Origin of the sequence: Terasakiella brassicae (genome assembly GCF_014641495.1) — a bacterium.
Lineage (GTDB): Bacteria > Pseudomonadota > Alphaproteobacteria > Rhodospirillales > Terasakiellaceae > Terasakiella > Terasakiella brassicae.
Map to the genome: position 1 here is coordinate 45,699 of NZ_BMHV01000001.1, position 23,621 is coordinate 69,319.

At 46.3% G+C, this 23,621-nt stretch carries 25 protein-coding genes; 20 read left to right on the forward strand and 5 right to left on the reverse strand.

Annotated elements, in window-relative coordinates:
• Nucleotides 1-11: 11 nt before the first annotated feature.
• Nucleotides 12-896: an ATP-binding protein gene (locus IEW74_RS00145; RefSeq protein ID WP_188659689.1), complete on the reverse strand. Its 885-nt coding sequence runs from the start codon at nucleotides 894-896 to the stop codon at nucleotides 12-14.
• Nucleotides 897-1,100: 204 nt separating this feature from the next.
• Between IEW74_RS00145 and IEW74_RS00150 the strand changes: the two genes are divergently transcribed.
• The 3 genes from IEW74_RS00150 to IEW74_RS00160 are packed head-to-tail and all read left to right on the forward strand — an operon-like array spanning nucleotide 1,101 to nucleotide 2,875.
• The gene (locus IEW74_RS00150) at nucleotides 1,101-1,712 is read left to right on the forward strand and encodes a hypothetical protein (RefSeq protein WP_188659691.1); all 612 of its coding nucleotides are present in this window, start codon (nucleotides 1,101-1,103) and stop codon (nucleotides 1,710-1,712) included.
• Between the two features lie 24 nt (nucleotides 1,713-1,736).
• Nucleotides 1,737-2,474 (forward strand): oxygen-binding di-iron domain-containing protein, encoded by a 738-nt coding sequence (locus IEW74_RS00155; protein ID WP_188659693.1) that lies wholly within the window; start codon nucleotides 1,737-1,739, stop codon nucleotides 2,472-2,474.
• 17 nt (nucleotides 2,475-2,491) lie between these two features.
• Nucleotides 2,492-2,875, forward strand: coding sequence for a response regulator (locus tag IEW74_RS00160; protein ID WP_188659696.1), 384 nt, complete (start codon nucleotides 2,492-2,494; stop codon nucleotides 2,873-2,875).
• Here IEW74_RS00160 and IEW74_RS00165 read toward each other — a convergent pair.
• On the reverse strand, nucleotides 2,872-3,177 hold the full coding sequence (locus IEW74_RS00165; protein ID WP_188659699.1) for an Hpt domain-containing protein: 306 nt from the start codon (nucleotides 3,175-3,177) through the stop codon (nucleotides 2,872-2,874). The genes IEW74_RS00160 and IEW74_RS00165 overlap by 4 nt on opposite strands.
• A 158-nt stretch (nucleotides 3,178-3,335) precedes the next feature.
• Between IEW74_RS00165 and IEW74_RS00170 the strand changes: the two genes are divergently transcribed.
• From IEW74_RS00170 to IEW74_RS00215, 10 genes are all read left to right on the forward strand, one after another.
• Nucleotides 3,336-4,115, forward strand: coding sequence for a DUF2189 domain-containing protein (locus IEW74_RS00170; RefSeq protein WP_188659702.1), 780 nt, complete (start codon nucleotides 3,336-3,338; stop codon nucleotides 4,113-4,115).
• Between the two features lie 9 nt (nucleotides 4,116-4,124).
• A complete protein-coding gene (locus IEW74_RS00175; protein ID WP_188659705.1) occupies nucleotides 4,125-5,135 on the forward strand; it encodes a COX15/CtaA family protein in 1,011 nt (336 codons plus the stop codon).
• A gap of 3 nt (nucleotides 5,136-5,138) precedes the next feature.
• The gene (locus tag IEW74_RS00180; RefSeq protein WP_188659708.1) at nucleotides 5,139-5,570 is read left to right on the forward strand and encodes a DUF420 domain-containing protein; all 432 of its coding nucleotides are present in this window, start codon (nucleotides 5,139-5,141) and stop codon (nucleotides 5,568-5,570) included.
• A 6-nt stretch (nucleotides 5,571-5,576) separates the two neighbouring features.
• The gene (locus tag IEW74_RS00185) at nucleotides 5,577-6,881 is read left to right on the forward strand and encodes a cbb3-type cytochrome c oxidase subunit I (protein ID WP_188659711.1); all 1,305 of its coding nucleotides are present in this window, start codon (nucleotides 5,577-5,579) and stop codon (nucleotides 6,879-6,881) included.
• Nucleotides 6,868-7,317 (forward strand): cupredoxin domain-containing protein, encoded by a 450-nt coding sequence (locus tag IEW74_RS00190; RefSeq protein ID WP_188659714.1) that lies wholly within the window; start codon nucleotides 6,868-6,870, stop codon nucleotides 7,315-7,317. The genes IEW74_RS00185 and IEW74_RS00190 overlap by 14 nt, the downstream gene beginning before the upstream one ends.
• Nucleotides 7,318-7,443: 126 nt before the next feature.
• Nucleotides 7,444-8,286, forward strand: coding sequence for a heme o synthase (gene cyoE / locus IEW74_RS00195; protein WP_229734178.1), 843 nt, complete (start codon nucleotides 7,444-7,446; stop codon nucleotides 8,284-8,286).
• Between the two features lie 90 nt (nucleotides 8,287-8,376).
• The gene (locus IEW74_RS00200; RefSeq protein WP_188659720.1) at nucleotides 8,377-9,138 is read left to right on the forward strand and encodes a cytochrome c oxidase subunit 3; all 762 of its coding nucleotides are present in this window, start codon (nucleotides 8,377-8,379) and stop codon (nucleotides 9,136-9,138) included.
• A gap of 99 nt (nucleotides 9,139-9,237) precedes the next feature.
• Complete coding sequence (locus IEW74_RS00205) at nucleotides 9,238-10,002, forward strand: SCO family protein (protein ID WP_188659722.1); 765 nt, start codon at nucleotides 9,238-9,240, stop codon at nucleotides 10,000-10,002.
• Nucleotides 9,999-10,730, forward strand: a complete 732-nt coding sequence (gene coxB / locus IEW74_RS00210; RefSeq protein ID WP_188659726.1) for a cytochrome c oxidase subunit II — start codon at nucleotides 9,999-10,001, stop codon at nucleotides 10,728-10,730. Before IEW74_RS00205 ends, coxB begins: the two co-directional genes overlap by 4 nt.
• Nucleotides 10,731-10,747: 17 nt before the next feature.
• A complete protein-coding gene (locus IEW74_RS00215) occupies nucleotides 10,748-12,391 on the forward strand; it encodes a cytochrome c oxidase subunit I (RefSeq protein WP_188659728.1) in 1,644 nt (547 codons plus the stop codon).
• Nucleotides 12,392-12,542: 151 nt separating this feature from the next.
• On the opposite strand, the gene IEW74_RS00220 is transcribed toward IEW74_RS00215, so the two are convergent.
• Both IEW74_RS00220 and IEW74_RS00225 read right to left on the reverse strand, forming a co-directional pair.
• Nucleotides 12,543-14,219, reverse strand: a complete 1,677-nt coding sequence (locus IEW74_RS00220; RefSeq protein ID WP_188659731.1) for a long-chain-fatty-acid--CoA ligase — start codon at nucleotides 14,217-14,219, stop codon at nucleotides 12,543-12,545.
• Nucleotides 14,220-14,221: 2 nt separating this feature from the next.
• On the reverse strand, nucleotides 14,222-16,507 hold the full coding sequence (locus tag IEW74_RS00225) for an alpha/beta fold hydrolase (RefSeq protein WP_188659734.1): 2,286 nt from the start codon (nucleotides 16,505-16,507) through the stop codon (nucleotides 14,222-14,224).
• An 87-nt stretch (nucleotides 16,508-16,594) separates the two neighbouring features.
• Here IEW74_RS00225 and mnmC point away from each other — a divergent pair, with 87 nt between their 5' ends.
• Nucleotides 16,595-18,526, forward strand: a complete 1,932-nt coding sequence (gene mnmC, locus IEW74_RS00230) for a bifunctional tRNA (5-methylaminomethyl-2-thiouridine)(34)-methyltransferase MnmC2/FAD-dependent 5-carboxymethylaminomethyl-2-thiouridine(34) oxidoreductase MnmC1 (protein ID WP_188659737.1) — start codon at nucleotides 16,595-16,597, stop codon at nucleotides 18,524-18,526.
• Complete coding sequence (locus tag IEW74_RS00235; RefSeq protein ID WP_188659739.1) at nucleotides 18,523-19,164, forward strand: DUF1826 domain-containing protein; 642 nt, start codon at nucleotides 18,523-18,525, stop codon at nucleotides 19,162-19,164. The genes mnmC and IEW74_RS00235 overlap by 4 nt, the downstream gene beginning before the upstream one ends.
• Here IEW74_RS00235 and hisI read toward each other — a convergent pair whose 3' ends face one another.
• The gene (gene hisI, locus IEW74_RS00240) at nucleotides 19,165-19,569 is read right to left on the reverse strand and encodes a phosphoribosyl-AMP cyclohydrolase (RefSeq protein ID WP_188659742.1); all 405 of its coding nucleotides are present in this window, start codon (nucleotides 19,567-19,569) and stop codon (nucleotides 19,165-19,167) included.
• Nucleotides 19,570-19,660: 91 nt separating this feature from the next.
• On the opposite strand from hisI, the gene IEW74_RS00245 reads away from it, so the two are divergent.
• The 5 genes from IEW74_RS00245 to bioD are packed head-to-tail and all read left to right on the forward strand — an operon-like array spanning nucleotide 19,661 to nucleotide 23,582.
• On the forward strand, nucleotides 19,661-20,428 hold the full coding sequence (locus IEW74_RS00245; protein ID WP_188659745.1) for an alpha/beta fold hydrolase: 768 nt from the start codon (nucleotides 19,661-19,663) through the stop codon (nucleotides 20,426-20,428).
• Nucleotides 20,425-21,597, forward strand: coding sequence for an 8-amino-7-oxononanoate synthase (gene bioF / locus IEW74_RS00250; RefSeq protein ID WP_188659747.1), 1,173 nt, complete (start codon nucleotides 20,425-20,427; stop codon nucleotides 21,595-21,597). The genes IEW74_RS00245 and bioF overlap by 4 nt, the downstream gene beginning before the upstream one ends.
• On the forward strand, nucleotides 21,594-22,217 hold the full coding sequence (locus IEW74_RS00255; protein WP_188659750.1) for an alpha/beta fold hydrolase: 624 nt from the start codon (nucleotides 21,594-21,596) through the stop codon (nucleotides 22,215-22,217). The genes bioF and IEW74_RS00255 overlap by 4 nt, the downstream gene beginning before the upstream one ends.
• Nucleotides 22,218-22,220: 3 nt before the next feature.
• Nucleotides 22,221-22,979, forward strand: coding sequence for a methyltransferase domain-containing protein (locus tag IEW74_RS00260; protein ID WP_188659753.1), 759 nt, complete (start codon nucleotides 22,221-22,223; stop codon nucleotides 22,977-22,979).
• Nucleotides 22,980-23,582: a dethiobiotin synthase gene (gene bioD, locus IEW74_RS00265; protein ID WP_188659756.1), complete on the forward strand. Its 603-nt coding sequence runs from the start codon at nucleotides 22,980-22,982 to the stop codon at nucleotides 23,580-23,582.
• The last annotated feature ends 39 nt before the right edge of the window (nucleotides 23,583-23,621 follow it).

Genomic DNA, 23,621 nt, shown 5'->3' on the forward strand with positions numbered 1-23,621 from the left:
AGCCTGCCTTATTAAAGATTCACAACGGCTTTTACCCGGTTGCCTTTTTCATTATATTCAAGGTGTGTGAAGCCCATTGCGATCGCAAGGGCTATTCCGCGACCGTGTTTGCTGTTGAACTTAGCAGGGTCACATTGCGTGAACTTCTGCCAAGCGAAGCCGGGGCCTTGATCTTCAATAATGATTTCAATTGTGTCAGGTGTGCGGGAAAACTGAATTTCAACAAAGCGATCTTTATATTTATCTTGTTGGAGCCGTTGCCTGATTTCCTCGTCCCAATGACCGTTTTCCAGCAATTGTGATTTTTGAGAATAGGATATTTCCAGATTGCCGTGTTCGATTGCATTGACCAGCAATTCTGATAACCCGAGTGCAACGGCAGAAGGATCCGGGCAAGCCAGAGAAAGCATTGTGGTCAGTGCCTCTGCTTGCTGCAAGGTTTTGAGGGTGAATGTCCCGGATTGGATTAGCCCAATCGCAGACGTGCGCGATTTTACTTCGTTTAAAAGCGCCTGATAGCGTTTAAAGTCGGAATTACCGGCCTCAATTGTATGGAAAAGAATTTGTTCATGTACAGGCGCAGACATAAGATGAAAAAAGAGTTGCCGGGAAATTTTATTTTTGTTCGAGGCAAGGGGCGAAATGCCGATAATAGGAACATATTTCGCGAAATCTTTTCTTTTAAAAACCCGTAAGGCCGTTTCAAAATGACAATCTTCACCCGGTACATCACAAATGATTGTGGATATTCTGTTTTTTTTATCTTGAAGGAGGTTTTCCGCATCATTGAAAGTGGAGGCGAACGTCAGTTTTATCGGGTCGTTTGATAAAGAAGATATGATCTCTTCTTTAAAACCGATATCTTCAGTTACAACTAAAGTAACCAACTCGCCCATTCGTTGTTACCCTCCACGAGATTTTTTGATCTCCAATTAAATACTATTTTGCCCGATGCCAATAAGGACATCAATAAGTTTTAGGCATGACTACACTTTTTTTAAACCGTATCAAATATTGTTAAACTGTTTTAATCATGTTTAAATCTGGCGTAGTAATCGTTTTCCGTTTAAAGAAAACGTAAATGATTTATTGGATTTCAAATGGCCGCAGATATTGAATTGCGAACAACCTTTTTTATAACAGCCGTGGCGGTGGCCGCAAAGCTCAGTCTGGTTTTAAAAGAGGCGAAAAACATCTCTCTGGAAGCGATGAATGCCAAAGCGTTGGTTGCGCGGGCAGGGGAGAATGTGCGGACGTTTAAGCCGATAACTGATTATATGGTCGAACTCGCCAATGATACCATCCATTTGGTTGAAGATATCAACCGGGAAGCTTTGATGATTTCTCGCTCGTCTCTGACGGCCTTGCGTGGAAAAGACGCAGTCTATCATTTTAATCGGGCCAAAGAAAAATCAAAGGATGCGCTTTATCGGGAAAGCTATGAAGAAGCCGCTAAACTGGCGGAACGGGACTTGAGAGAATTTCAGGAAAAATTACATAAAAATACGCAACGTCTTCATACCCTTTTAGAAGAAATTGAAACAAGGATGTTGGCTGCTAACGTTGTTACCTCCACATCACGGCTGGAAGCTGCAACGGTATCGACCATCTATCGCGCCAATTTCGAAGCGATTGTGGCCAAATTTGAACATGCCGCAAAAAACATTCGTACAATCGTGAAAGATTGTCGTAAAGTATTGAATAAGAGATAAAAAGTACAGGATGTCGGGGTTAAAATGCAAACCGTAAAATTGTTTGAAGGTCACTCACACGAATGGATTGCCTTTGCCCGGGACCCTGAGAAACCCGAAAAAATTATTGATACCAACCAGTATATGATTAAATCGGAACGCGAAGCGATCCTGTTAGATCCGGGCGGAATTGAACTGTTTGCTTCCATGCTGGCTTCGGTTGTGCATTATTTACCCGTTGAGCAAATTACACATCTTTTTGCGTCTCACCAAGATCCGGATATCATTTCCTCACTTGGTTTGTGGGATAAGACGCTCCCGAATGCGACCTTGCATGCACCGTGGTTGTGGGAAGGTTTCTTGCGTCATTATGGTTGCGATCATATTATCTATGATGCCATTCCGGATGAAGGAAGTACGTTAAAATTTGACAATGTAGAAATTCAATTTATCCCGGCCCATTACATGCATGCCTCGGGCAATTTCAGTGTTTATGATCCGGTTGCAAAAATTTTGTTTAGTGGCGATGTCGGTGCGGGCCTGAATGCGCCGGATGATCCTATGTTTGTTGAAGATTTTAACGCACATATCCCGAAAATTAAGAAATTCCATCAACGTTGGATGCCGTCTGAACGGGCAAAAGAAATGTGGATAAAACGTGTCAGACGATTGGATGTTGAAATGCTATGTCCGCAACACGGTTCGATCTACCGTGGTGACGATGTCGGTCGTTTTCTGGATTGGCTTGAATCGATTGAGGTCGGTTCCGGTTTGAGATTGTAAGTCTTAGAGTGAATGCAATGAATAAGCCCTTGAAAAAAGTACTGTACGTCGAAGACGAACCGGACATTCGCGATATCGCCACACTGGTTTTGGAAAATGTGGGTGATCTTGAAGTCTGTGCCGTCGAGGGTGGTCAACTTGCCTTGGATATTATTGATGAATTTCAACCAGATATGGTGTTGCTGGATGCGATGATGCCCGGCATGGATGGGCCAACCACATTTGTCGAAATCCGCAAAATGAAAGGGTTTAAGGATATCCCCATCGCTTTTTTGACCGCCAAGTTGATGGATAGCGATATTGCAACCTTTCTGGACTTAGGCGCAATCGGTGTGATTGCCAAACCCTTTGACCCCATGACCTTATCCGATCAGGTGCGCGAACTTTGGGATCGGGCTTAACCAGTCTGCAAAGCCTCACTTAACAGGGTCGTTGCCTTCTTATACAATTCTAAAGCATGCTCATCTGTGATCTTTTGTTCTGAAATCTCCAGAAGATGTAACTCCAGTTCTTTCATCCGGGGGCTCAGTTCATGGAAGCCATAAGTCCCTGCTGTCCCGGCAAGCTTATGTGATATTTCAATTAATTCGTTTAGATGTTCTGCGTTTTGCCATTGTGAAATATATTCTTGTGTATCGCGTAATCTTTGTTTGAAACGCTCTGTTAAGGCGGCAAGTTTGTCAGTGATTTCGGGGGTGGGCATTCTTTGATCTCGCTTGTTTCAGCAATTTGTCAACAATATTTAAAATATAAAGTTGAAGGCACGTATTGAAAATATTTAGAGCTATTCCAAATTTTTATGTTAGCATTGTTCTAAACTAAGCATATCAACAAGCTTAATATTAACACGGGGGAGGCACAATGTCAGATGCTGTGATACTCAATTCCTTAAATGCACCCCATGCAAATAAGGTTCATATAGAAGCACCTGCCAAATGGCTGCGTGCAGGCTGGCACGATTTTAAAATGGCGCCCGGGGTTGGATTGACCTACGGCGCCATTTTTGTTTTGGCGGGGTATGGTTTGTTTTGGGGGTTAAATGCCCTGAACTTAACCTATCTTATTTTGCCCTTAAGCGGCAGTTTTATTCTTTTTGCCCCTTGGCTGGCATTGGGGCTTTATGAAGTTTCGCGCCTGAGAGAAAAAGGCGAAACCCCGACCTTTGCCAATACATGTATGGCATGGAAAAAGGCGCCACGTCGTTTGGGATTGATGGCATTTGTCTTGCTGCTGATTATGATGATTTGGACGCAGGTTGCTGTTGTTTTGTATGCTCTGATACTCGGCAACGCGTCCCTGTCGCTTGAAAACATCAGTATTGAGCTGCTTTCCCACACGGATGGGATCGTATTTCTAACGGTGGGGTCCGGGGTCGGGCTGATCTTTGCTTGCCTTGTCTTCCTTTTGACAGCTGTTTCTGTCCCTCTTATTCTGGATCGTGAAATCGGTACATTCGAGGCAATGGCGTTTAGTGTGAAAACGGTTATGAAAAATAGCCATGTCATGTGGAGCTGGGCGTTCACAATTGCCATTATTGCATGGTTTGCCTTGGCATCTTTCTTCATTGGTCTTATCGTTGCGATGCCTGTGCTGGGGTATGCCAGTTGGCATGCTTATCGTGATCTGGTTCCCGTTGAATAAAGAGGGCTTATGACACAATCGAATTCGATTGATACCCGACAAAACAAAATTGTCGGATACTGGTTGTTTTGTGTTGCAGCTATGGTTTTTATTATGGTTGTCCTCGGCGGCTTAACCCGCCTGACGGGGTCGGGATTGTCGATGGTCGATTGGCGACCGCTTACCGGATGGTTGCCGCCGTTTGCAAACGGTGAATGGCAACAGGTCTTTGATTTATACAAACATTCACCTCAGTACAAAGAAATCAATTTCGGTATGACTTTGGCGGAGTTTAAGGAAATCTTCTGGCTGGAATATTTCCATCGTTTGTGGGGGCGATTGATCGGTTTGGCCTTTGGCTTACCGCTGGTCTTTTTCTTCCTGCGGGGATGGATTTCACGCGAGATGCGTTTGCCGCTTTTTATCCTGTTTTTGCTGGGCGGGGCGCAAGGGGGGCTGGGCTGGTATATGGTCAAAAGCGGTTTGATTGATGAACCGGAAGTCAGTCAATACCGCCTGATGGCGCATCTTGGGTTTGCGTTTGCCTTATATGGTGCCTTGCTTTGGTGTGGTTTTAAGTTTGTAAAAGAAAAATCGCTAAGGGCGCGTGGGCGTTTTCGACGACAAAGCCGATTATTATGGGGATTAAGTTTCTTAACCATCCTTGCCGGGGCATTGGTTGCGGGATTGGATGCCGGGCTGACCTATAATACCTTTCCTTTGATGGATGGGGATTTGGTGCCTGACGGATTGTTTATGCAAGACCCGTGGTGGATCAATCACTTTGAAAATATTACGACTGTGCAATTCCAGCATCGTGTCTTGGGTATAACAACCTTGTGCTTTACCTTATGGATATGGGCAACAAATACGCCGTGTCTACAGACAAGACTTTGTACTGTTGTTGTTCTGTTGCAAGTGATTTTAGGGATTGCGACATTGTTGCATATCGTTCCCGTTTCGCTGGCATCCCTGCATCAGGCTGGTGGTTTAATCGTCTTTAGCGCGATAACGTGGCTGAACTACGAAATAAAAGGGTGATACATGGATATTCTGGATTTTTTGCCCCATTTTCAGGCCTTTTTAAATGCGACGTCGTTAATCCTGATTTGTTTTGCTTTTGGGGCAGTCAAATCAGGTCATACGATCCGTCATAAACAGTTGATGGTTTCGGCTTTGGCGGTTTCCGGTGTCTTTCTTGTTTCTTATTTATATTATCACGCCCATGTGGGCCATGTGCCTTTCGAAGGTCAGGGCATTGTTCGCCCTATATATTTTACCATTTTATTTACTCATATTGGTTTTGCCGCCCTTGTTTTGGTAATGATTATTATGGCGGTGTGGCGGGCTTTGGTGCGTAAGGATTTTGTCGCACATAAACGAATTGCGCGGATTACCTTTCCCATTTGGGTGTTTGTCTGTTCATCCGGTATCGTTGTTTATGTCATGGCGTTTCATATCTACGCGAAGGTTTAACCGATTATGACGTTGAAGCAAGAATGCAAAGCATGGACAATTTTGTCAGTTGGCGCTTTGGCGATTGCGGGTGTGTTTGCCTTGTTGTTGGTGTTGTCACGCACACCTTATGTGCAGGATCTGTTACCTTGGCCGTGGACGTCTTTCTTTCATAAGGGATTGGTGGTTCACGTTATTTTTTCGTTTGTCGTTTGGTTCTTGGCAACGATGGGGGCCGTTTTCACTCATCGGCTGGTAAAGCATCAAGCGGAACAAACATTCACGAAACTAGGGCCAGTGAGTATCGGCCTTGCGGTTCTTGGCTGTGTTTGTCTGATGATCCCGGCTTTGTTTGATTTGGGAACGGCTGAACTTAACAATTATGTGCCTGTGATGAACCATCCGATTTATTATGCGGGCTTGATCTTCTTGTTTCTTTCGTTAGCGCTTGTTTCTTTACGTCAGCTCAGGCTGCTTGATGCTTCTGCTTGTTGTGCGTTTATTTATCTGATTGCTTGTATTTGTTTTTTACTGGCATGGTACGCGTTACCCGCCGAATTGGCAGAACCCAGTTTTAATGAACAATTGTTCTGGGGTGGGGGGCATATTCTGCAATTTGTTAATACGGCCTTGCTGGTACTCGTTTGGTCTGCTGTTGTTAAAAAACGACTGATTGAGGGACCATATGAATGGGCAGTTTTTGGCATCTTGCTTGTCTTTGCGGGCAGCGGGCCATTTGTTTATATGTTCAGTGATATTTTAAGTCAGGCAAACCGTGATTTTTATACCGCCTTATTGCGCTATGGCTTGCCGCTGCCTTCTGTTATTGCCAGTGTCTTTTTGATACGTTTTCTTTTGTTTGAACAGAACGAACATAAAGACCGCTTGATGGCAACGGCCCTGTGGCTGTCACTCCTGACCTATAATCTCGGCGGCCTTTATGGCTTGTTTCTGGATGGAACCGATACCCGCGTACCGGCGCATTACCATGCGGTTATCGGTGGGATAAATCTGGGGTTCATGATTTTTTATCACCGTATTGTTCTGCCATTCATCGGTATTCATCCGGTGAATGGGCGTTGGTTGACATTGCAATATTGGTTCTATGGTTTGGGGCAAATCATGCATGCCAGCGGGATGTTTCTTGCTGGTCTGCAAGGCGTTCCCCGGAAAACAGCGGGTACGGCACAAGGTCTTGATAATATAGATAAAATTTTGTCTATGGGGCTGATGGGCATTGGCGGGTTGATTGCTGTTGTTGGGGGCGTGCTTTTTGTCGTTATGACCCTGAACTGGATTGTGAAGGGAGGGCGCATTCATGAAACGGCATGATTACGCGATCCTTTCGTTAATTGCACTTGTTGCGCTTTTCTTTGGATATCAACTTGCATCCAGTTTTGGGAAGACGCAAAAGAATGTCACATACCGTGCGATAGAAAACTGGTCTGATTTCAACAATAACGCCAACACGCAATCACCCGATGATGAGGATATCTATCTGATCGCGCGCCAATGGGAATGGTCACCCGTATTGGAATTAAAAGCGGGACAATCGTACCTCCTCCACGTTGCCAGCGAAGATATTCAACATGCCTTTCATTTGGAAAAGGGCGCAACGGGACAATCAATTGACGTTCTGTTACAACCAAAAACCGAATACATTATTCCCTTGAAAATTGAACAAGAAGGCCAATATGCCATAGGGTGCACGCAATATTGTGGAATTGAACACAATAAGATGCGTAGTCGTATAATTGTACGTAAGTAATTGGTAAGTATAATAAAAAATACCAATTGATTTATCTTAAAATACCTGTAACATAAAATTATAATAATTATAAAGTTCTTAGTATAACCTGATGCAAAGAGGTATATTATGGGAGGATACTTTCAATTGGCGAAGCCTCGTATTGGGGTTATGATCGCCTTGACGGCAGTGACCGGCTATCTTGCGACGGTGGCGCCGGGTGAGATTAATTTGTCTCATCTTTTGGTGTTAAGTCTCGCAATGATGATGGGCTCTGCTTCTTCCAGTATATTCAATCATTTCTACGATAGAGATATCGATCGACTGATGAAACGGACCTGCCAGCGGCCTTTTGCTGTACGCAGTGTCGCCAGTCCTCAGCTCGTACTTTGGATTGCCGCAAGTTTGCTGGTTTTTGGCTGTGCTATGGCCACTTATGTTTTTAATCCGACTGTTGCCGCGCACCTCTTTTTGGGTGCGTTTTTTTATGGGGTTGTGTACACGATCTGGCTGAAACGGCGCAATTGGTTAAATATCGTCATTGGTGGTTTGGCTGGCAGTTTTGCCGTGTTGGCAGGCGCTGCGGCCGTTAACCCGGATCAATGGTTTTTGCCGATGTTACTGGCGATTGTCCTGTTCTTCTGGACACCGTCACATTTCTGGGCCTTGGCAATGCGTTTGAAAGACCAATACGCTGCGGCCGGTGTGCCGATGTTACCCGTTGTCGTCGGCAACGTACGGACATCGCGCTATATCTTAATTAACAGCCTTTTGCTGGTTTTTTCCAGCTTGTTACCTTGGTTCTTGGGGGAACTTGGGAACATTTACGGCATCGGTGCCTTGGCACTGGGTGTCTACCTTTTGCGATGCAACTGGGCCTTGATAAAAGAGCCGGACGAGAAAACGGCCATGACCAACTTTTTTGCATCTATGAAATATCTGGGGGGGCTTTTCCTTGTCGTCATAATGGATGTTCATCTTCCTCTGTAAGGGAGGGGATGACCAAGCCGCATAAGAATAGTCAAAGACGATTTTGCCCTAAGTTTATTGGTTAAACAACGACATCTGGGAGGTAACCGTATGTCGGCAGAGAGTTCACATGCACATGAACATCATTGGGAATGGAGCCAAGCGCCATTCTGGGTGGTGGCGGGCGTTTTCTTTCTCGTCCCCTTAACATTTGCAGCCTATTTTCAATATCAAAATCCACTTTTGGCCGCCATTTTTGCAGGTCTGGGTACGCCCATGCTTTTGGCCGGGATTGCGATGTGGGTCAACGAAGGATTGACGGTCAAACCGTTGATTGCTGACGTGGCCGGGATCGGTCTTCCGATCTTTATTATTTCTGAAATTTTTATCTTTCTTTCCTTTTTTGTCGCTTATTGGATGATGCGATTGGGGGCGGATGTCTGGCCACCGGAAGGAACGCCGGAATTCCCGGTCACATTACCGTTGATTATGACTGTTGTGTTGCTGTCTTCGTCCGTAACCATTCATATCGCGGAAGAAAAATACGCCCATAATGATCATGGCGGTTTCGTAAAATGGCTGATTTTCACCATGCTTTTGGGGTTGATGTTTATCAGTATGACTTTTTACGAGTATAACCACCTTTTCCATGAAGAATTTTATCCAGATACAAATGCATTTGGCACGATCTTTTTCAGTTTGACGGGCTTTCATGCCAGTCATGTGATCGGCGGACTTGGGATATTTGTTTGTGTGTTGATCCCGGCATTACGGGGGCTGACAAACAAAACGTTTATCACTTGTGCATCAATTTATTGGCATTTTGTGGATGTTGTCTGGTTCTTCGTCGTTTCTCAGATTTATTTCTGGTGACGTATGAAGAATGTGTGTCGCATAGTCAGCGTTTTGGCGGTTACTGTGGTTTTACTGCTGGCTTTTCAATCTAATGCAATAGCTACGCAGGTTTTTCGGGTGCCTGATTCTGATATCGATCCGGAGGCCTTGCGCATTAGCGAAGCCAAAGTTCTGGGGCTAAAACCGAAAAAAGGATTTTCCTTTTTAAATCAGGAAGGTGAGACTTTTACCTTTGACGATTACGAAGGCAAACCGCTGGTTTTGGTTTTGTCCTATTACAGCTGTGATGGCGTTTGTTCCTCCGTTAATATTGAATTGGGCGAACGTCTGAACCAACTGGAAAAGGATGGGCGCTTGAAACCGGGCAAAGACTTTAACGTTGTCACGCTGTCTTTTGACAAAAATGATACGTTGGAAACACTTGAACGTTTTAGAAAGAACGTTGGACTGGACAAGGGCGTTGCGCAAGGATGGACTTTTTCTGTCGTGCGCCCTGAAGATCGCGAACGTATCAAAGTTTTTACAGATCGTTTTGATTTTCGTTTCTTTTGGTCCCCGCAGGATAGAACATTTTACCATCCAACGGTCTATATGATCCTGTCCCCGGAAATGCGATTGGCACGCATTCTATACGCACACGACATTGATAAAAGTGACATTGAACTCGCCGTACTGGAATCCCGAAACGGGGATTTCAAGCCCGGCGAGATAATCAATTACGCGGTCTCTTTGTGTTACAGCTACAACTACAAAGAAGGGCGCTATGTTTTCAATATTCCCATGTTTGTGGCTTTTGGTTCGTTGTTTGTTGGCATCAGTGCCTTGGGAACATCGGTCTTTGCCTTTAAGCGCAGACAGAAGAAAAGGGAGGATAAGGCATGAGGACGTTTTTAGGGAAAGCTGCAGCCCTGTCGGGTATTTTTGCAGTTGGACCCGCGTTCGCGCAAGACGAGGGGTACGAGAGAGATCCGGCAGCAGGCTGGGATCATCTCTGGCATGAAATCATTGTCGATATTACGGTGATCGGTGTGATTTTCAGCCTTGCTGCTATTTATATGGTTTGGAAGTACCGCGCTAAAAATGAAAATGAAGTGGGAAGGGGGCCGAAGTTAACACCGGCAGCCGCCCTTGCCTGGGCTTTGATACCGGCATCCATATTTATGGCGGACGATTTTTTCCTGTCTGCGAAGGGCTGGACATTGTGGAATGACTATCGCCGTATCCCCGATGATGCCAAGGAAATTCGGGTAACAGCCTATCAATGGTATTGGGAATTCGATTATGGTGACGAGATTGTATCTGAAGAACTCGTTGTTCCCAAAGGCCAACCGATTGTTTTGCGAATGACATCGGAAGATGTGTTGCATTCTTTGTACATTCCTGAATTTCGCGTCAAAGAAGATGTCATGCCGGGGCGGGTGACTTATGTTTGGTTTAACCCGAAAGAAACCGGCGAATACGTGCATACCTGTACGGAATTTTGTGGGACAGCGCATGCCGAGATGTACACAACCGTTCGCGTTCTGGAGCAGGACGAATATGACGAATGGTTCAATCAAATCAAGGAAGAAGCAAACGCCAATTCCTTACCCAACAACACACAAAGCTGAGGGAGGATGCACATCAAATGAGCATGCAGACTTTCAAAGAATGGTTCTTTACAACAGACCATAAACGGATCGGGATCATGTATCTCATCGGGTCCATGACAGCCTTTGTGGTTGCCGGGATGATGGCGTTGTTGATCCGTCTGGAACAGTCCCAATTGGGACCAACCATTACCGATAACCCCAATGAATATAACCAATGGCTCTATTTTCATGGCGCGGCTATGGTTCTGGCTTTCCTTATTCCGGGGTTGACCGGTTTTTTTGCCAACTATTTTCTGCCTTTGATGATTGGCGCACAGGATGTTGCCTTTCCGCGCATTAATGCCTTTTCCATCTGGTTGTTTTATGGCGCGATTATTCTGGCGTTACTGAGCTTCGTGATCCCGGACCCGCCGGACATTATGTGGACAGGCTATCCGCCTTACTCAATCACAACGATGGGCAATACGGCTTATTATGTCTTCACCCTTCATTTGTTGGGATTCAGTTCCGTATTAGGTGCCGTGAACTTCCTTGTGACCGTTATTTATATGCGCGCACCGGGGATTGGCTGGAACCAGTTGAATATCTTCACTTGGACAACTGTTGCCGCGTTTGTTTTACAGCTCGTCTTTATTCCGGTTCTGGCCTCTGCCGTAACCATGTTGCTGTTTGATAAATACCTTGGGACGAATTTCTTTAATCCTGAGGCGGGCGGTGATGTCCTTCTTTATCAAAACCTGTTCTGGTTCTATTCGCATCCGGCTGTTTACGTTATCTTTTTACCGGCAGTCGGGATCTTATTCGAAATCTTTACCACCATGTGTAAAAACCGGGTCTTTAACTATAAAGCCTGTGTTTATGGTGGTATTTGGGGCATTGTCGGGATTTCCGGCTTTGTGTGGGTGCATCACCTTTATGTATCCGGGATGCCGGATTGGTTGCGTATCGGACAAATGGTCACGACCTTGTTAATCTCGGTCCCTGTGGGGTTGATGGTCATGTCCATGTGGGGCACACTTTATAAGGCCGCGATTACGTTTAATACCGGTATGCTTTATGCGATATCGTGTTTGTTCCTTGTGTTATCGGGTGGATTGACGGGGATCCCCTTGGCCTTGACGGCGATTACGGTTCATTTGTCTGAAACGTCATTTGTCCATGCACACTTCCATTTTATCATGGCGATGTTTTCTGCCTTCGCTATGTTTGGCGGGATTTATTACTGGTTCCCAAAAATGTTTGGACGCTATGCTGATGGCAAATGGGCAACGACTGGCTTTATCCTTAATATCGTCGGGGTTCATGTGACGTTTGTCCCGTTGTTCATCATCGGGGCACAAGGCATGCCACGGCGCTATTGGGATTACCAAATGTTCCCGCAGTTTGAACCTTATCATCAGGTGGCAACGCTTGGTGCCTTTATGGTAGCCGCTGGTATGTCGGTGACGATCCTGAACTGGATTATCTGTGCGTTCAAAGGCAAGGTTGCGCCTGAAAACCCGTGGAAATCATGTTCGTTGGAATGGACGCATGCACCGAACTGTCCGCAAGCCGGGAACTTCCCTAATCCGCCAACCGTCACGGCCGATTGGTCACCTTATGGCTATGCAGATCGTGAAGCTAATCTGAAGGCAACGACCGATCCGGGCTTTCCCGGTGCGGCAAAACCTGCGGAGTAAGAAATGAGGGAACATGCAATGAGTGAAAAACCCAATTTACCCTCCAAAACCAAGGTTGCCCTGTTGTTAGTGGCAATCGCATTGGCGGCGTATATCGGGGTTTACGTCAGGGTCTATTTCTTTGGACCCTGAGGAGGGGGTGAAGAAAGGGTCATTTTTTGGCCCTTTCTTCTGCCACCAGTTCTTTTTTCGAGAGCTTCCCGATCATGGTCTTGGGCAGTTCGTCGCGAAATTCAATATGGCGGGGCCGTTCGATCGGGGACAGATAATCGCGTAAAAATGCTTTGAGGTCATCTTCGCTGATATGTTGATTTTCTTTTAAACGGACAAAGGCCTTGGGGGCCTGTCCGCGATATTCATCATCAATACCGATGACCGTGACTTCGGCCACGGCTGGGTGTTGATAAATCGCTTCTTCGATTGTGCGCGGAAAGACGTTATAGCCGGAACAAATAATTAAATCCTTGGCTCGGTCGATCAGGAAAATATAGCCGTCTTCATCCATATACCCGACATCACCGGTTCGCAATTCGTCCCCATGAAAGGTTTCTTTTGTGGCGTTTGGGCGATGATAATATCCGGTCATAACCTGTGGACCTTTTATACAAATTTCACCCGTTTCCCCCCTTGGGATGGGATCATAAGGCGGTTCCATATTTCGAATGATAATTTCGGTGGATGGCAGTGGCACACCGATGGATCCTTCTTTTGAAAGACCGCCAATGGGATTACAGGTGGCCACGGGGGAACTTTCGCTCAGGCCATAACCTTCGACCAATGCACAACCCGTCAGACGTTCAAATTTTTTGCGGGTTTCAAGGGGCAGGGCTGCACCGCCACTGATACAAAAACGAATGGAAGTCAGATCATAATCATCAATGTCATTATGATTGGCAATCGCTGTATAGATTGTGGGAACAGCGGGAAATAAAGTCGGGCGTTTTTCATCGATTAATTTGAGTACGCTATTCAATTCAAAGCGCGGCACCATGATGAGTTCCATACCGCTCATAAGTCCCAGATTTAATTCTACCGTCATGGCAAAGACATGGAAGAAGGGGAGAACACATAAAATGCGCTCATGGCCTTTATGAACATCCGGGAACCACGCGCGGACCTGTTTTAAATTGGCAACAAGGTTGGCGTGGCTCAAGACAGCCCCCTTGGGGACACCCGTTGTCCCACCAGTGTACTGGATGACGGCTGCATCTTTTTTAGCATCAACGGAAACCGGGTCCGGTTGACCATCATTTTTGATCAAGTCATCAAAGGTGATGTGTTGCAGGTCTTTTTCAAAGGGGGAAATTTCACTGCGTTTGAAAACACTGAACAATACACTTTTCATCGGTGTGAGAATATCGCTCATGGAACATACGATGACTTTTTTAAGCGGTGTGGTGTCGATCAGTTCATTGACCTTGGGATAAAGCTGTTGCAGGTCCAATGTCACCATAATTTCTGTTTGGCTGTCTTCGACCTGAAACTCCAATTCCTTGCGAACATACAGCGGATTGTAATTAACCACCGTTCCGCCCACAGTCAGGATGGCGTAATAGCAAATAACGTAATAAGGACAGTTTGGCAGGCATAGGCCGACTTTTACGCCACGGCGTACCCCAAGAAGCTGAAATCCTTTGGCGGCCCGGCCAACCAGGTCAGCAATGTCGTTATAGCTATATTTACGGTCTAAAAAATCCAGACAGGGACGCTCATTATATTCGGTACAAGCCTGTTCAAAAAAGGCGTGCAAGGGGCGCATGTCCTGCGTGATTTCAGCGTCCACACCATCGGCATAAGCCTTTAACCAAGGAAAACTATGTTCAGCCATGATCACAAATTCCTTTCAATGCGGTTGACGAAATCAATAATGTGCTGACGTGTCCCGCCGATATCTTCGGTCACAATACCATGTCGGGTTGACGCTACCATAACAAGTTCCGGCGTTGTGCCCGCCATTTCAGCACGGATCAGTCGCGCACTTTCCGGTTTTACGACTTTTTCCTGATCGCCTTGTATTAAACGGGTGGGGCATTTTACGCGATAAAGGTTTTGTTCCATATCATCGACCAGAAGGCGCAATTCATGTAAGGCCCGGATGGGGATATGTTTGTAATTGATATCGGGATGTTCGGACTCGTTGATGATGTAGGGCAGGATCCCTTCTTGTGCCGCCAACCATTTTGCCAGTCGGTTGGCATGATGGATCAGGGGCACAAACATCAGGTTGGGGTTGGCAAATCGCAAAGGGGTGGAGATTGCGCATATCCCCGCAAGTTTTGGGTCGTGTTCTGCGGCAAAACGCAAGGTCAAGGCGCCGCCGGTTGAAAATCCGACAATGATTACTTTTTCGCTGCGCATGGATAAAAGATCGTACCCGAGCTTGAGGGAACGCATCCAGTCTTGCCAACCTCGATCACGCAAATCACAAGGTGACGTTCCATGTCCTTCAAGACGGGGACCATAGACCCAGTATCCTTCTTCCGCCAATTGATGCCCCAGACCGATCATTTCTGCAGGTGAGGCCAAAAAACCGTGAACCAACAGGACGGAAGCCTTTTTGACCTTTTCCCCGACAGGGGCAAGATAAAACGGGCTGGCATCTGCCGTGGCAGTCTGTTGAATGTTGATTTCTTCATAGGCCGGGGCGCTAAAACGTTCTTTTGCCTGACGATAAGCATGTACTTCATCTTCAAAAAAGTATTGCGCCCAATGATCCAGTGTAAGTTCCTGTTTATGATTAAGGGCACGATGAATTGCTGTTTTAATCCCACCGACAGGGGCGCATTCGTTGGCATAAACACAAATCGGGTTTTCCATACGTACATCGTGAAAATCGTGTTCAAGCTTAAGCTTGGGTAAGAAATGGATATTGTCGTCTTTGATTTCGACCAGGTTTGCGCGCTGTGCCGATGTCAGAAATTGCTTGATTTCCTCGCAATGCCCATCGCGCAGATTTCTGTATGTTTCGGCATATAAAAGGGATCTGTGCAAATGAATGCCTTGTTCATGGCTGACGTAACGCGCTGCCAGATACAGTACATGCAGGAAATCCGATTGAGGCAGAGTGTCTGTGCCCCGATCCAGAAATTCCAGAATAAGGGCTGAGGCGATATGGGAAAGATTGACCGTCACCAGACGATACATATCTTCCATAATCTGATCACGCACCTGTTCTGTTTTATGGCGAAGACGTGTTCCGGCAAGACGTTTAAGGAACTGTTCACTTTGCGGTCCCATTGCAAATAAATCGTTCAGTCCGGTGATGTCTTCGACAGCTTGGCGAACAACGATCTTTTCCCACCATGTCCAAAATTGTGCCATTTCAATTGGTTTGCCCATGCGGATATCCATATCGGTATCCTTCAGCATCAGGTTTCCTTCAATCAGCAATTCCTCGGCATATTTCTTGGGAAGTTTACCGGTTAATCGTTCGACGCTGTTTTTAAGGAAGTTTTCGGTGATGCGGATGGGGTAAAAGGTGATGTTGCTGGGAACGATGCGTGTGGGTTCGTGGCAGCGTTCCAGCAATGTTTCAACACTGTCCAGACCGATTTCTTCCACCCAATGCTCTAAAAGGTCATGGTCATTGCGTTGATGGGCGCAGTGTACGGCTTGTTTGAATTGATCAAGTACAAGGGCAAGACGGGCCGCCCCGCTGTGATGTTTTCTGCGTTCAAGGGCGGTTGGGGAAAAGACGGAATAATCCCCTTGTGCCGACATGATTTTTTTGTCTTTGATCATGCCGCCTTCAGGGAAAATAATGACCTTGCGCCCCCTCAGAATATCTTTTGCCAGTACGGATAACAGGTTTGGCATATTGTTGGGCAGGGCACCGACGGCATGCAGATAATTGGTGAACCGTTCATCCCCGCTAAAGAATTCAGCCGCAGCGACAGAGCGGCAATAGGCTTTTTGCTCTTGATAAATCAGGTATTGGGGAATAAAGGTTTCAAAGCGGGCAAAATGATTGAACAGAAAAATATGCCCCTGTTCGACCTGATTGCGACCGGCATGAAGTTTGATGTTAACCCCAAGCATACGCTTGACCGTGGAAAAAGCACGCACGGACCAGCCATAGGTTTGCGGATTAATATCGGGCGGGCTGAAATGTTGCATTCCGGGATTGACCCTTTCCATAGTTCCCCTGTGTTAGTATGTAGGGAGGGGAGCTATAAAAACAACATATTTTTGAGTAAGATAGCAATGAAAGAACTGGGTTCTGCACAATTGGGCTGGAAAGAAAACAAAACCCCTGTATCCGGGCGCTTTGATGATGTTTATTTCAGTGTGGATGATGGCCTTGCGGAATCTCTTTATGTTTTTGTGCATGGTTGCGGTCTTCCTGGGGCATTTGAAGATAAACAGGTTTTTAACGTTGCAGAAACCGGGTTTGGGACAGGGTTAAATTTCCTTTTGACGTGGCAAGTCTGGAAGGAAAGTAAAACAGATTGTCAGTTAAACTATTTTTCGGTGGAAGCTTTTCCACTGGATCAGGAAGAATTGAAACAGGCCTATGCAAACTTTCCCGACCTCGCTCCTTTTGCGGCAAAATTTCTGGATCATTATCCAACGCTCACCCCCGGGTTCCATCATATCGTATTGGAAGGCGGCAAGGTTAAACTGACCCTGATGCTTGGGGATGCCGCCGATATGTTTGCACAATTGGACGGGCAGATTGATGCCTGGTATCTGGATGGTTTTGCCCCTGCAAAAAATCCTGAAATGTGGCGCGACGATGTATTTCAACAAATCGGACGTTTGTCCAGATATGGAAGTGTTCTTTCGACCTTTACAGCGGCAGGCTTTGTCAAACGAGGTTTGCGCGATGTGGGATTTGATATGTCAAAACGCCGGGGGTTTGGGCGCAAACGTGACAGTTTAATCGGTGTGTTTGAAGGGAACGAAAAAAGACAACCTGCACCATGGTTCGCCAAACCGCAAAAAGAATTTAAAAAACAAAAAATTGCGGTCATTGGGGCGGGGATTGCAGGATGCACAACAGCGCGGCGTTTAATCGCAGATGGTCACGATGTCACTTTGTTTGATCGAAATGATCGGGCAGGGCAAGAAGGGTCCGGTAATCGGTTAGGTCTGATCAAACCACGATTAACGCAGGAAGGTTGGTTTAATGTCCGAACGTACCTGCATGCGCTTTATTACTATGATCATCTTGATGTTACATCGTGGCAAGGTGCGCGCGGCCTGTTTCAGATGGAACAGGATACAGCAGACCGTTTAAAATTAAAATTGCTGGCGGAAAAAGAGATTTTGCCACCGGATCATATGCGTCTTGTCACGGCACAGGAAGCCAGTGCGTTAATTGGTGTGTCTGTGCCGCGCGGCGGGCTATGGTTTACCAAAGCAGGATATGTGGAACCTTCCGCCCTGTGTCAGGCCTTGAGTGCGGATATGCAAACAAGATTTAATACGGATATTACCGCCTTGATCCGTCATACAGACGGCTGGCAACTGAAATCGGGGGAGGATGTCGTTTTTGAAGGGGATAGCGTTGTGTTGGCAACGGCGGGCGAAAATGCGGCCCTTAACCCCTATAGTAAAATGATTATGCGGGGTCGGCGCGGGCAGGTGTCTTATGTGCGTGCGACAAAGGAAAGTGAAAAAACACAATGCCCGTTGACCTGCGGCGGTTATTTTATCCCTGCCAAAAATGGACAGCATATTGTCGGAGCGACTTTTGATCATTGGCCCGATTTCTTTGATAAAAGTTATCGCGAGGTAACAGAGCAAAGCCACGAAAAGAACCGTAATAAATTACGTGATTATTTCCCCGATATGGATTTTGCGGTTGAAGGGGGGCGGGCCTCGATCCGCGCCATGACGCCGGACCATATGCCGATTGTCGGGCCTGTTTTTGATGAGGCCTGGTATAAAGAGGCTTATACCCATTTGAAACATGGCCCCAAAGGAAAGGCTTTCTCAGATGCGCAATATGTTGACGGGCTGTATACCCTTTGTGGTCTTGGTGCACGTGGTGTGCAAACTGCGCCCTTGTTGGCGGATGTGATTGCCGCTTATATTTCCGGCACACCCTGTCCGCTGGAAAACAGTTTTCGTGAGGCCTTGCACCCGGCCCGTTTTCTTATTCGTGATATTCGAAAGGACCGTTTGCAATGACCCTTCGTCCCAGTGTGGTTTCCCCGCAATCCATGAAAAACTTACGTCCTCGTAACGGTGGTGCGCAGCCACAAAAAAGGATGGTGATTGATTGCCGACATGAAAGCCACTGGAAAGCAATCCATGATGTGCAAGTCAATGGTGTGGTTTTGCGCCGCCGCCCGATACGCGCGATAGAAACCTTTTTTAACAATGCATTGGAAGATGTTTTTAAAGTAAAAGATTTAGTTTGCGCACAAAGCCGTTTGCGCAGTGAATTGATCAAGTGCTTGCCCATTGCTGATGACGCGGACGATCTGCGTCGGAAATTTTTGATCAATGATATCGCAAATTGGATGCGGGTTATGATCACCCAATCAAGATCACGCGATTATCGGATCCGGGTTTGTGACGCGTTACCAACCGATTTTCAATCTGATCCAACTGCCTTAAAAATGATCATCAGCTATCGTGGATTGGATGTGACCTTTCGCCAACCCAAAGACAGTGATGAGCGCACAGTCAGCCCCTATGGCGTGATGTTATTTCGGGGGAAATCTTATGAAGGCCCCGTTGAATGGCGTACAAAAACAAGTGGGGAACAACCGTTTTATTTGACGATTGAACCCCATTCAAAACGCCGCCGGATCGGCATCTAATTATTTTTTATAAAGCTTGTCAGGGGAGACGATAACTTCTTCAACAGTTTCAATTTTGCCGTCACGCGCTGCCCATGAAAAACAGCTACGTCGTCCGGTGTGGCAGGCAACACCGGTTTGGTTGACGCTGACAAGAACGGTGTCCTTGTCGCAATCGGTGCGAAAATCGATAAGTTCCTGTTGTTGACCGGAACTTTCCCCTTTGCGCCATAATTGTTGGCGTGAACGCGAATAATAACAAACACGACCTGTTTTTAAGGTTTCTGCAACGGCTTCTTTGTTCATCCATGCCATCATCAGGATTTCGCCGCTATCATGTTGTTGTGCAATCGCCGGAATGAGGCCGTCACTGTTGTATTTCAGCGCATCAACGATATTTTCGGGACTGTCTGTTTTCGAACACATGATATAAAACCTTTGAAAGAGAAGGGTTGGCGAATAAGTATCTATGTTCTAAATAGGACAAGAGCATGATTGAGACAAGGCAAAACCATCTATGGAACTGGCATATCAAGATATAGGCGAAGGATACCCGGTCGTTATCCTGCATGGGTTGTTTGGTGCGGCTAAAAACTGGAATTCTATTGCCAAACAAATGGCGCGTAAGTACCGCATTTTAACCCTTGATTTGCGCAATCATGGATCCAGCCCTTGGACAGATACAATGTCATATACGGAAATGGCTGCTGATGTTGTGGAATTTCTAGATCAACGCGGTTTAGACAGGGCGGCAATTGTCGGTCATTCAATGGGCGGAAAAGTTGCCATGACTGTGGCGCTGAAATCACCGGAACGGGTGGACCGTTTGGTGGTTGCCGATATTGCCCCGGTCAAATATCCGCGCATGACGTTTAAATCCTATGTGGAAAAATTACAGTCTGTGGATTTAACCGGGATAAAACGCCGCAAGCAGGTTGATCCCTTGATTGCCGATGTGATTGAAAGCCCGGCGGTTCGTGCCTTTTTGCTGGGGAATTTGGAAACAACAGCCGATGGTTTACGCTGGCAGGTGAACCTGGAAACCTTGGGCCGGGAAATGGAAACCATCGGTGGTGTACCCGCCATTCGACCAGATCGCACATATACGGGTGAAACCCTGTTTATAAACGGGGCGCAATCGGATTATGTACAATCTTCTCATCATCAATTGATCCGCCATTTATTCCCGCAGGTAAAATTTAAAACGATTGAAGACGCTGGCCATTGGGTTCACGCCGAAAAGCCGCATGATTTTATGAACGCACTTTATGATTTTCTGCCATGAGCGATACATTCAACAATAAGCTGTCGGCTTACGTAAATGGGCTTGATGTACAAGGCTTGCGTCGACATTTGCGCACAGTTGGCCAAACCCGCAATGGTCATACGCAGTTAAATGGGCGTGATATTATTAATTTTTCGTCCAACAACTATATGGGGCTGGCCCAACATCCTGTGTTGATTGAACGCGCGTGTCAATGGGCGCAGAACTGGGGGACGGGATCTATGGCGTCACGCCTTGTTTGTGGCACGATGGAACTGCACGAACAGGTGGAAGATCGATTGATTGCGGCCAAGGGGGGGGAAGCGGCCCTGATCTTTAATTCCGGTTTTCAAGGAAATTCTGCAATTTTATCAGCCTTGTTTGATAAGGATATTCTGGGGACGGAGCCGCTGGTTTTTTGTGATCGTTTAAATCATGCCAGCATGCATCATGGATTAAAGGCCGCTGGCGTGCGCCAAATTCGCTATCGTCATAATGATTTGAACCATTTGGAAGAACTCCTGAAAAAACACGAAGGCAAACCGGGGGACCGTTTTATCCTGAGTGAAAGCGTCTTCAGTATGGACGGCGACCAAAGCGATGTCGACGCATTGATTGCCTTGGCAGACCGATATGGTGCGCAGCTTTATCTGGATGAAGCCCATGCAACAGGGGTTCTTGGTCAGCGTGGTTTTGGTTTATGTGCCGGAAAAAATGTTGCTTTCAAGATGGGGACCTTTTCGAAAGCATTAGGTGGTTTTGGGGCTTATCTGGTTTGTTCAAAGGCGGTGAAAGACTATCTTGTGAACCGATGCACCGGATTTATTTATTCCACCTCGTTGCCGCCTGCGGTTTTGGGGGCGATGGATGCAGCCTTGGAACTGGTCCCAAGCATGGATGAAACGCGCCGTTGTTTATTGAAAAACGCACAAAAAGTACGCGACAGCTTTATCGAAAGTGGATTTGATATCGGTGGATCGACAACGCAAATTATCCCCCTGATTGTCGGGGAAGAAGACCGCACATTGGAAATGGCAAAAGCTTTGGAAGACGCGGGTATTCTGGGGATTGCCATACGCCCGCCAACCGTACCGCGCGGAACAAGCCGTATCCGCTTTGCCCTGAGTGCCGCCCATAGCGAGGATGATATCGACAGACTGTGTGCTGTTGTGAAAAGTTTTGTCCGATGAAGAAGCTTGTTTTCGTTCATGGCTGGGGCTTTGCAGCTGAATTTTGGCATGGGTTGGCGACAGAATTACCAGAGTTTGCAAGTGAGTTTGTTAATCTTGGATTTCTAGGGGATGTTCACCCGATCAATGATCCTAATGCCGTTTATATTACCCATTCAATGGGGCTGGCGTGGGTTGTTGAACAGGTGGCGAACTGTCAGGCAATCGTTGCGATTAATGGTTTTACCAAATTTTGTCGTGATGAAAACTGGTCGAACGGTGTGCCCCCACGGATGCTGGAACGTATGATCCGTCAATTTGACCGTACACCAGAAACGGTATGGACGGAATTTATGAAAAATTGTGGTGCGATTGATCCGGTTTATCCAACTAAGGCAAACACGGAGGCTTTGTCAAAAGGACTTCGATGTTTGCGTGATTGTGACATCCGTTTAAAATTTAAAAATTTAACGGCTGATAAATTGATAATTGCCGGGGATCAAGACAGAATCGTTCCTGAAAAATTAACACGTGCCTCTTTCGGTGAGGATGTAATCTGGTATAAAGGGGGCAATCACCTGCTGCCCCTGTTTGAACAAAAAAAACTGGCTGTAGATATCCGCCGATTTTTGGACCGTTAATCCGTGAATAAAAAACTTATTGCGCAGTCGTTTGGCAAGGCGTCAAACACATATGAAAAAGATGCACCGGTTCAGAAATGGACGGCTGGATTTTTGGCTGAGGTGATTAAGGGATTGGACCTTGATCAGCCGGTTGATTGTCTGGAAATCGGTTGCGGGACAGGTTTTTTAACGCAAGAAATGAAGACTTTATTTCCGCATGCGAATTGGCTGATTACAGATTTGTCAGCGGATATGTTGGAAAGCTGTCGCGCGCGTATTGGTGATAATGTTTCTTATCAGGTCATGGATGGCGAACATCCCGCATTGGATCGGAAATTTGATCTAATCGTCAGTAGTTTGGCATTTCAATGGTTTCAAGATTTGGAAAGTGCCTTAAAAGGCCTGAGTGACTTATTAAAACCGGGCGGGCGATTGGTTTTTACAACCTTGGGTCAAGAAACGTTTCAGCAGTGGCGCGATAATTTAAATCAACAGGGCATGGCTGTCGGGTTGCACGATTATCCTCCGCTGGAAGATATGCAAAAAATTGCCATTAAAGGCTGTCAGGTGAATTTTGATCGTCAAAAGCGCCTGCAACCCTATGAAAACGGTATTGCCTTTCTACGGGCGTTAAAAATGATCGGAGCACAGGCACCGCAGCCCGGTTATCAACCGTTATTACCGGGGCAAATGAGAAAAGTTATCAAGGCATTGGAAAAAAGCGGAAGTTGCGCCATGACCTACGATATTCTGGTTGGCACAATTACCAAAGAGGCATAAATGACGACTTATTTTGTAACGGGTACAGACACCGATGTCGGTAAAACGATTGTGTCCGCACTTTTAACCCAGCAGCTTGATGGCTTTTACTGGAAGCCTGTACAGTCCGGCATTATCGATATTGAAGATAAAGAAACGGTGCAAAAGGTCGGGAATATTGCCCCTGAGCGGATTTTGCCTTGTGCTTATGAATTACGTGAACCGCTTTCACCGCATGAGGCCGCACGGCGCGATGGTGTGGAAATTGATCTGGCAAAAATTATCAAGCCACAAGTCAATGCACCACTCGTCATCGAAGGGGCCGGTGGTGTGTTTGTTCCGCTCAATGATCAGGATTTAATGATCGACTTGATCAAGAAAATGGATTGCGAAGTCATCGTCGTTGCCCGGAGTGGTTTGGGGACAATCAATCATACGATGTTAACGCTACATGCGTTGCAAAATTACAAAATACCCGTAAAAGGCGTTGTTTTGAACGGTCCATTAAATCCAGACAATAAAAATGCCATTGAACAATTTGGCAAGGTGCGTATTCTAGGGGAAATTCCGTATATTGAAGAACTGAACTTTTCAGGAATAGAAAAACCGATCTTCGATATCTGACGTATCAGGATAACGAATAGCATATCCGGCTTAGAAGGA

Coding starts and splice junctions, on each gene's coding strand:
- IEW74_RS00145 (WP_188659689.1), bottom strand. CDS start 896: ATGGGCGAGTTGGTTACTTTAGTTGTAACTGAAGATATCGGTTTTAAA.
- IEW74_RS00150 (WP_188659691.1), top strand. CDS start 1,101: ATGGCCGCAGATATTGAATTGCGAACAACCTTTTTTATAACAGCCGTG.
- IEW74_RS00155 (WP_188659693.1), top strand. CDS start 1,737: ATGCAAACCGTAAAATTGTTTGAAGGTCACTCACACGAATGGATTGCC.
- IEW74_RS00160 (WP_188659696.1), top strand. CDS start 2,492: ATGAATAAGCCCTTGAAAAAAGTACTGTACGTCGAAGACGAACCGGAC.
- IEW74_RS00165 (WP_188659699.1), bottom strand. CDS start 3,177: ATGCCCACCCCCGAAATCACTGACAAACTTGCCGCCTTAACAGAGCGT.
- IEW74_RS00170 (WP_188659702.1), top strand. CDS start 3,336: ATGTCAGATGCTGTGATACTCAATTCCTTAAATGCACCCCATGCAAAT.
- IEW74_RS00175 (WP_188659705.1), top strand. CDS start 4,125: ATGACACAATCGAATTCGATTGATACCCGACAAAACAAAATTGTCGGA.
- IEW74_RS00180 (WP_188659708.1), top strand. CDS start 5,139: ATGGATATTCTGGATTTTTTGCCCCATTTTCAGGCCTTTTTAAATGCG.
- IEW74_RS00185 (WP_188659711.1), top strand. CDS start 5,577: ATGACGTTGAAGCAAGAATGCAAAGCATGGACAATTTTGTCAGTTGGC.
- IEW74_RS00190 (WP_188659714.1), top strand. CDS start 6,868: ATGAAACGGCATGATTACGCGATCCTTTCGTTAATTGCACTTGTTGCG.
- IEW74_RS00200 (WP_188659720.1), top strand. CDS start 8,377: ATGTCGGCAGAGAGTTCACATGCACATGAACATCATTGGGAATGGAGC.
- coxB (WP_188659726.1), top strand. CDS start 9,999: ATGAGGACGTTTTTAGGGAAAGCTGCAGCCCTGTCGGGTATTTTTGCA.
- IEW74_RS00215 (WP_188659728.1), top strand. CDS start 10,748: ATGAGCATGCAGACTTTCAAAGAATGGTTCTTTACAACAGACCATAAA.
- IEW74_RS00220 (WP_188659731.1), bottom strand. CDS start 14,219: ATGGCTGAACATAGTTTTCCTTGGTTAAAGGCTTATGCCGATGGTGTG.
- IEW74_RS00225 (WP_188659734.1), bottom strand. CDS start 16,507: ATGCAACATTTCAGCCCGCCCGATATTAATCCGCAAACCTATGGCTGG.
- mnmC (WP_188659737.1), top strand. CDS start 16,595: ATGAAAGAACTGGGTTCTGCACAATTGGGCTGGAAAGAAAACAAAACC.
- IEW74_RS00235 (WP_188659739.1), top strand. CDS start 18,523: ATGACCCTTCGTCCCAGTGTGGTTTCCCCGCAATCCATGAAAAACTTA.
- hisI (WP_188659742.1), bottom strand. CDS start 19,569: ATGTGTTCGAAAACAGACAGTCCCGAAAATATCGTTGATGCGCTGAAA.
- IEW74_RS00245 (WP_188659745.1), top strand. CDS start 19,661: ATGGAACTGGCATATCAAGATATAGGCGAAGGATACCCGGTCGTTATC.
- bioF (WP_188659747.1), top strand. CDS start 20,425: ATGAGCGATACATTCAACAATAAGCTGTCGGCTTACGTAAATGGGCTT.
- IEW74_RS00255 (WP_188659750.1), top strand. CDS start 21,594: ATGAAGAAGCTTGTTTTCGTTCATGGCTGGGGCTTTGCAGCTGAATTT.
- bioD (WP_188659756.1), top strand. CDS start 22,980: ATGACGACTTATTTTGTAACGGGTACAGACACCGATGTCGGTAAAACG.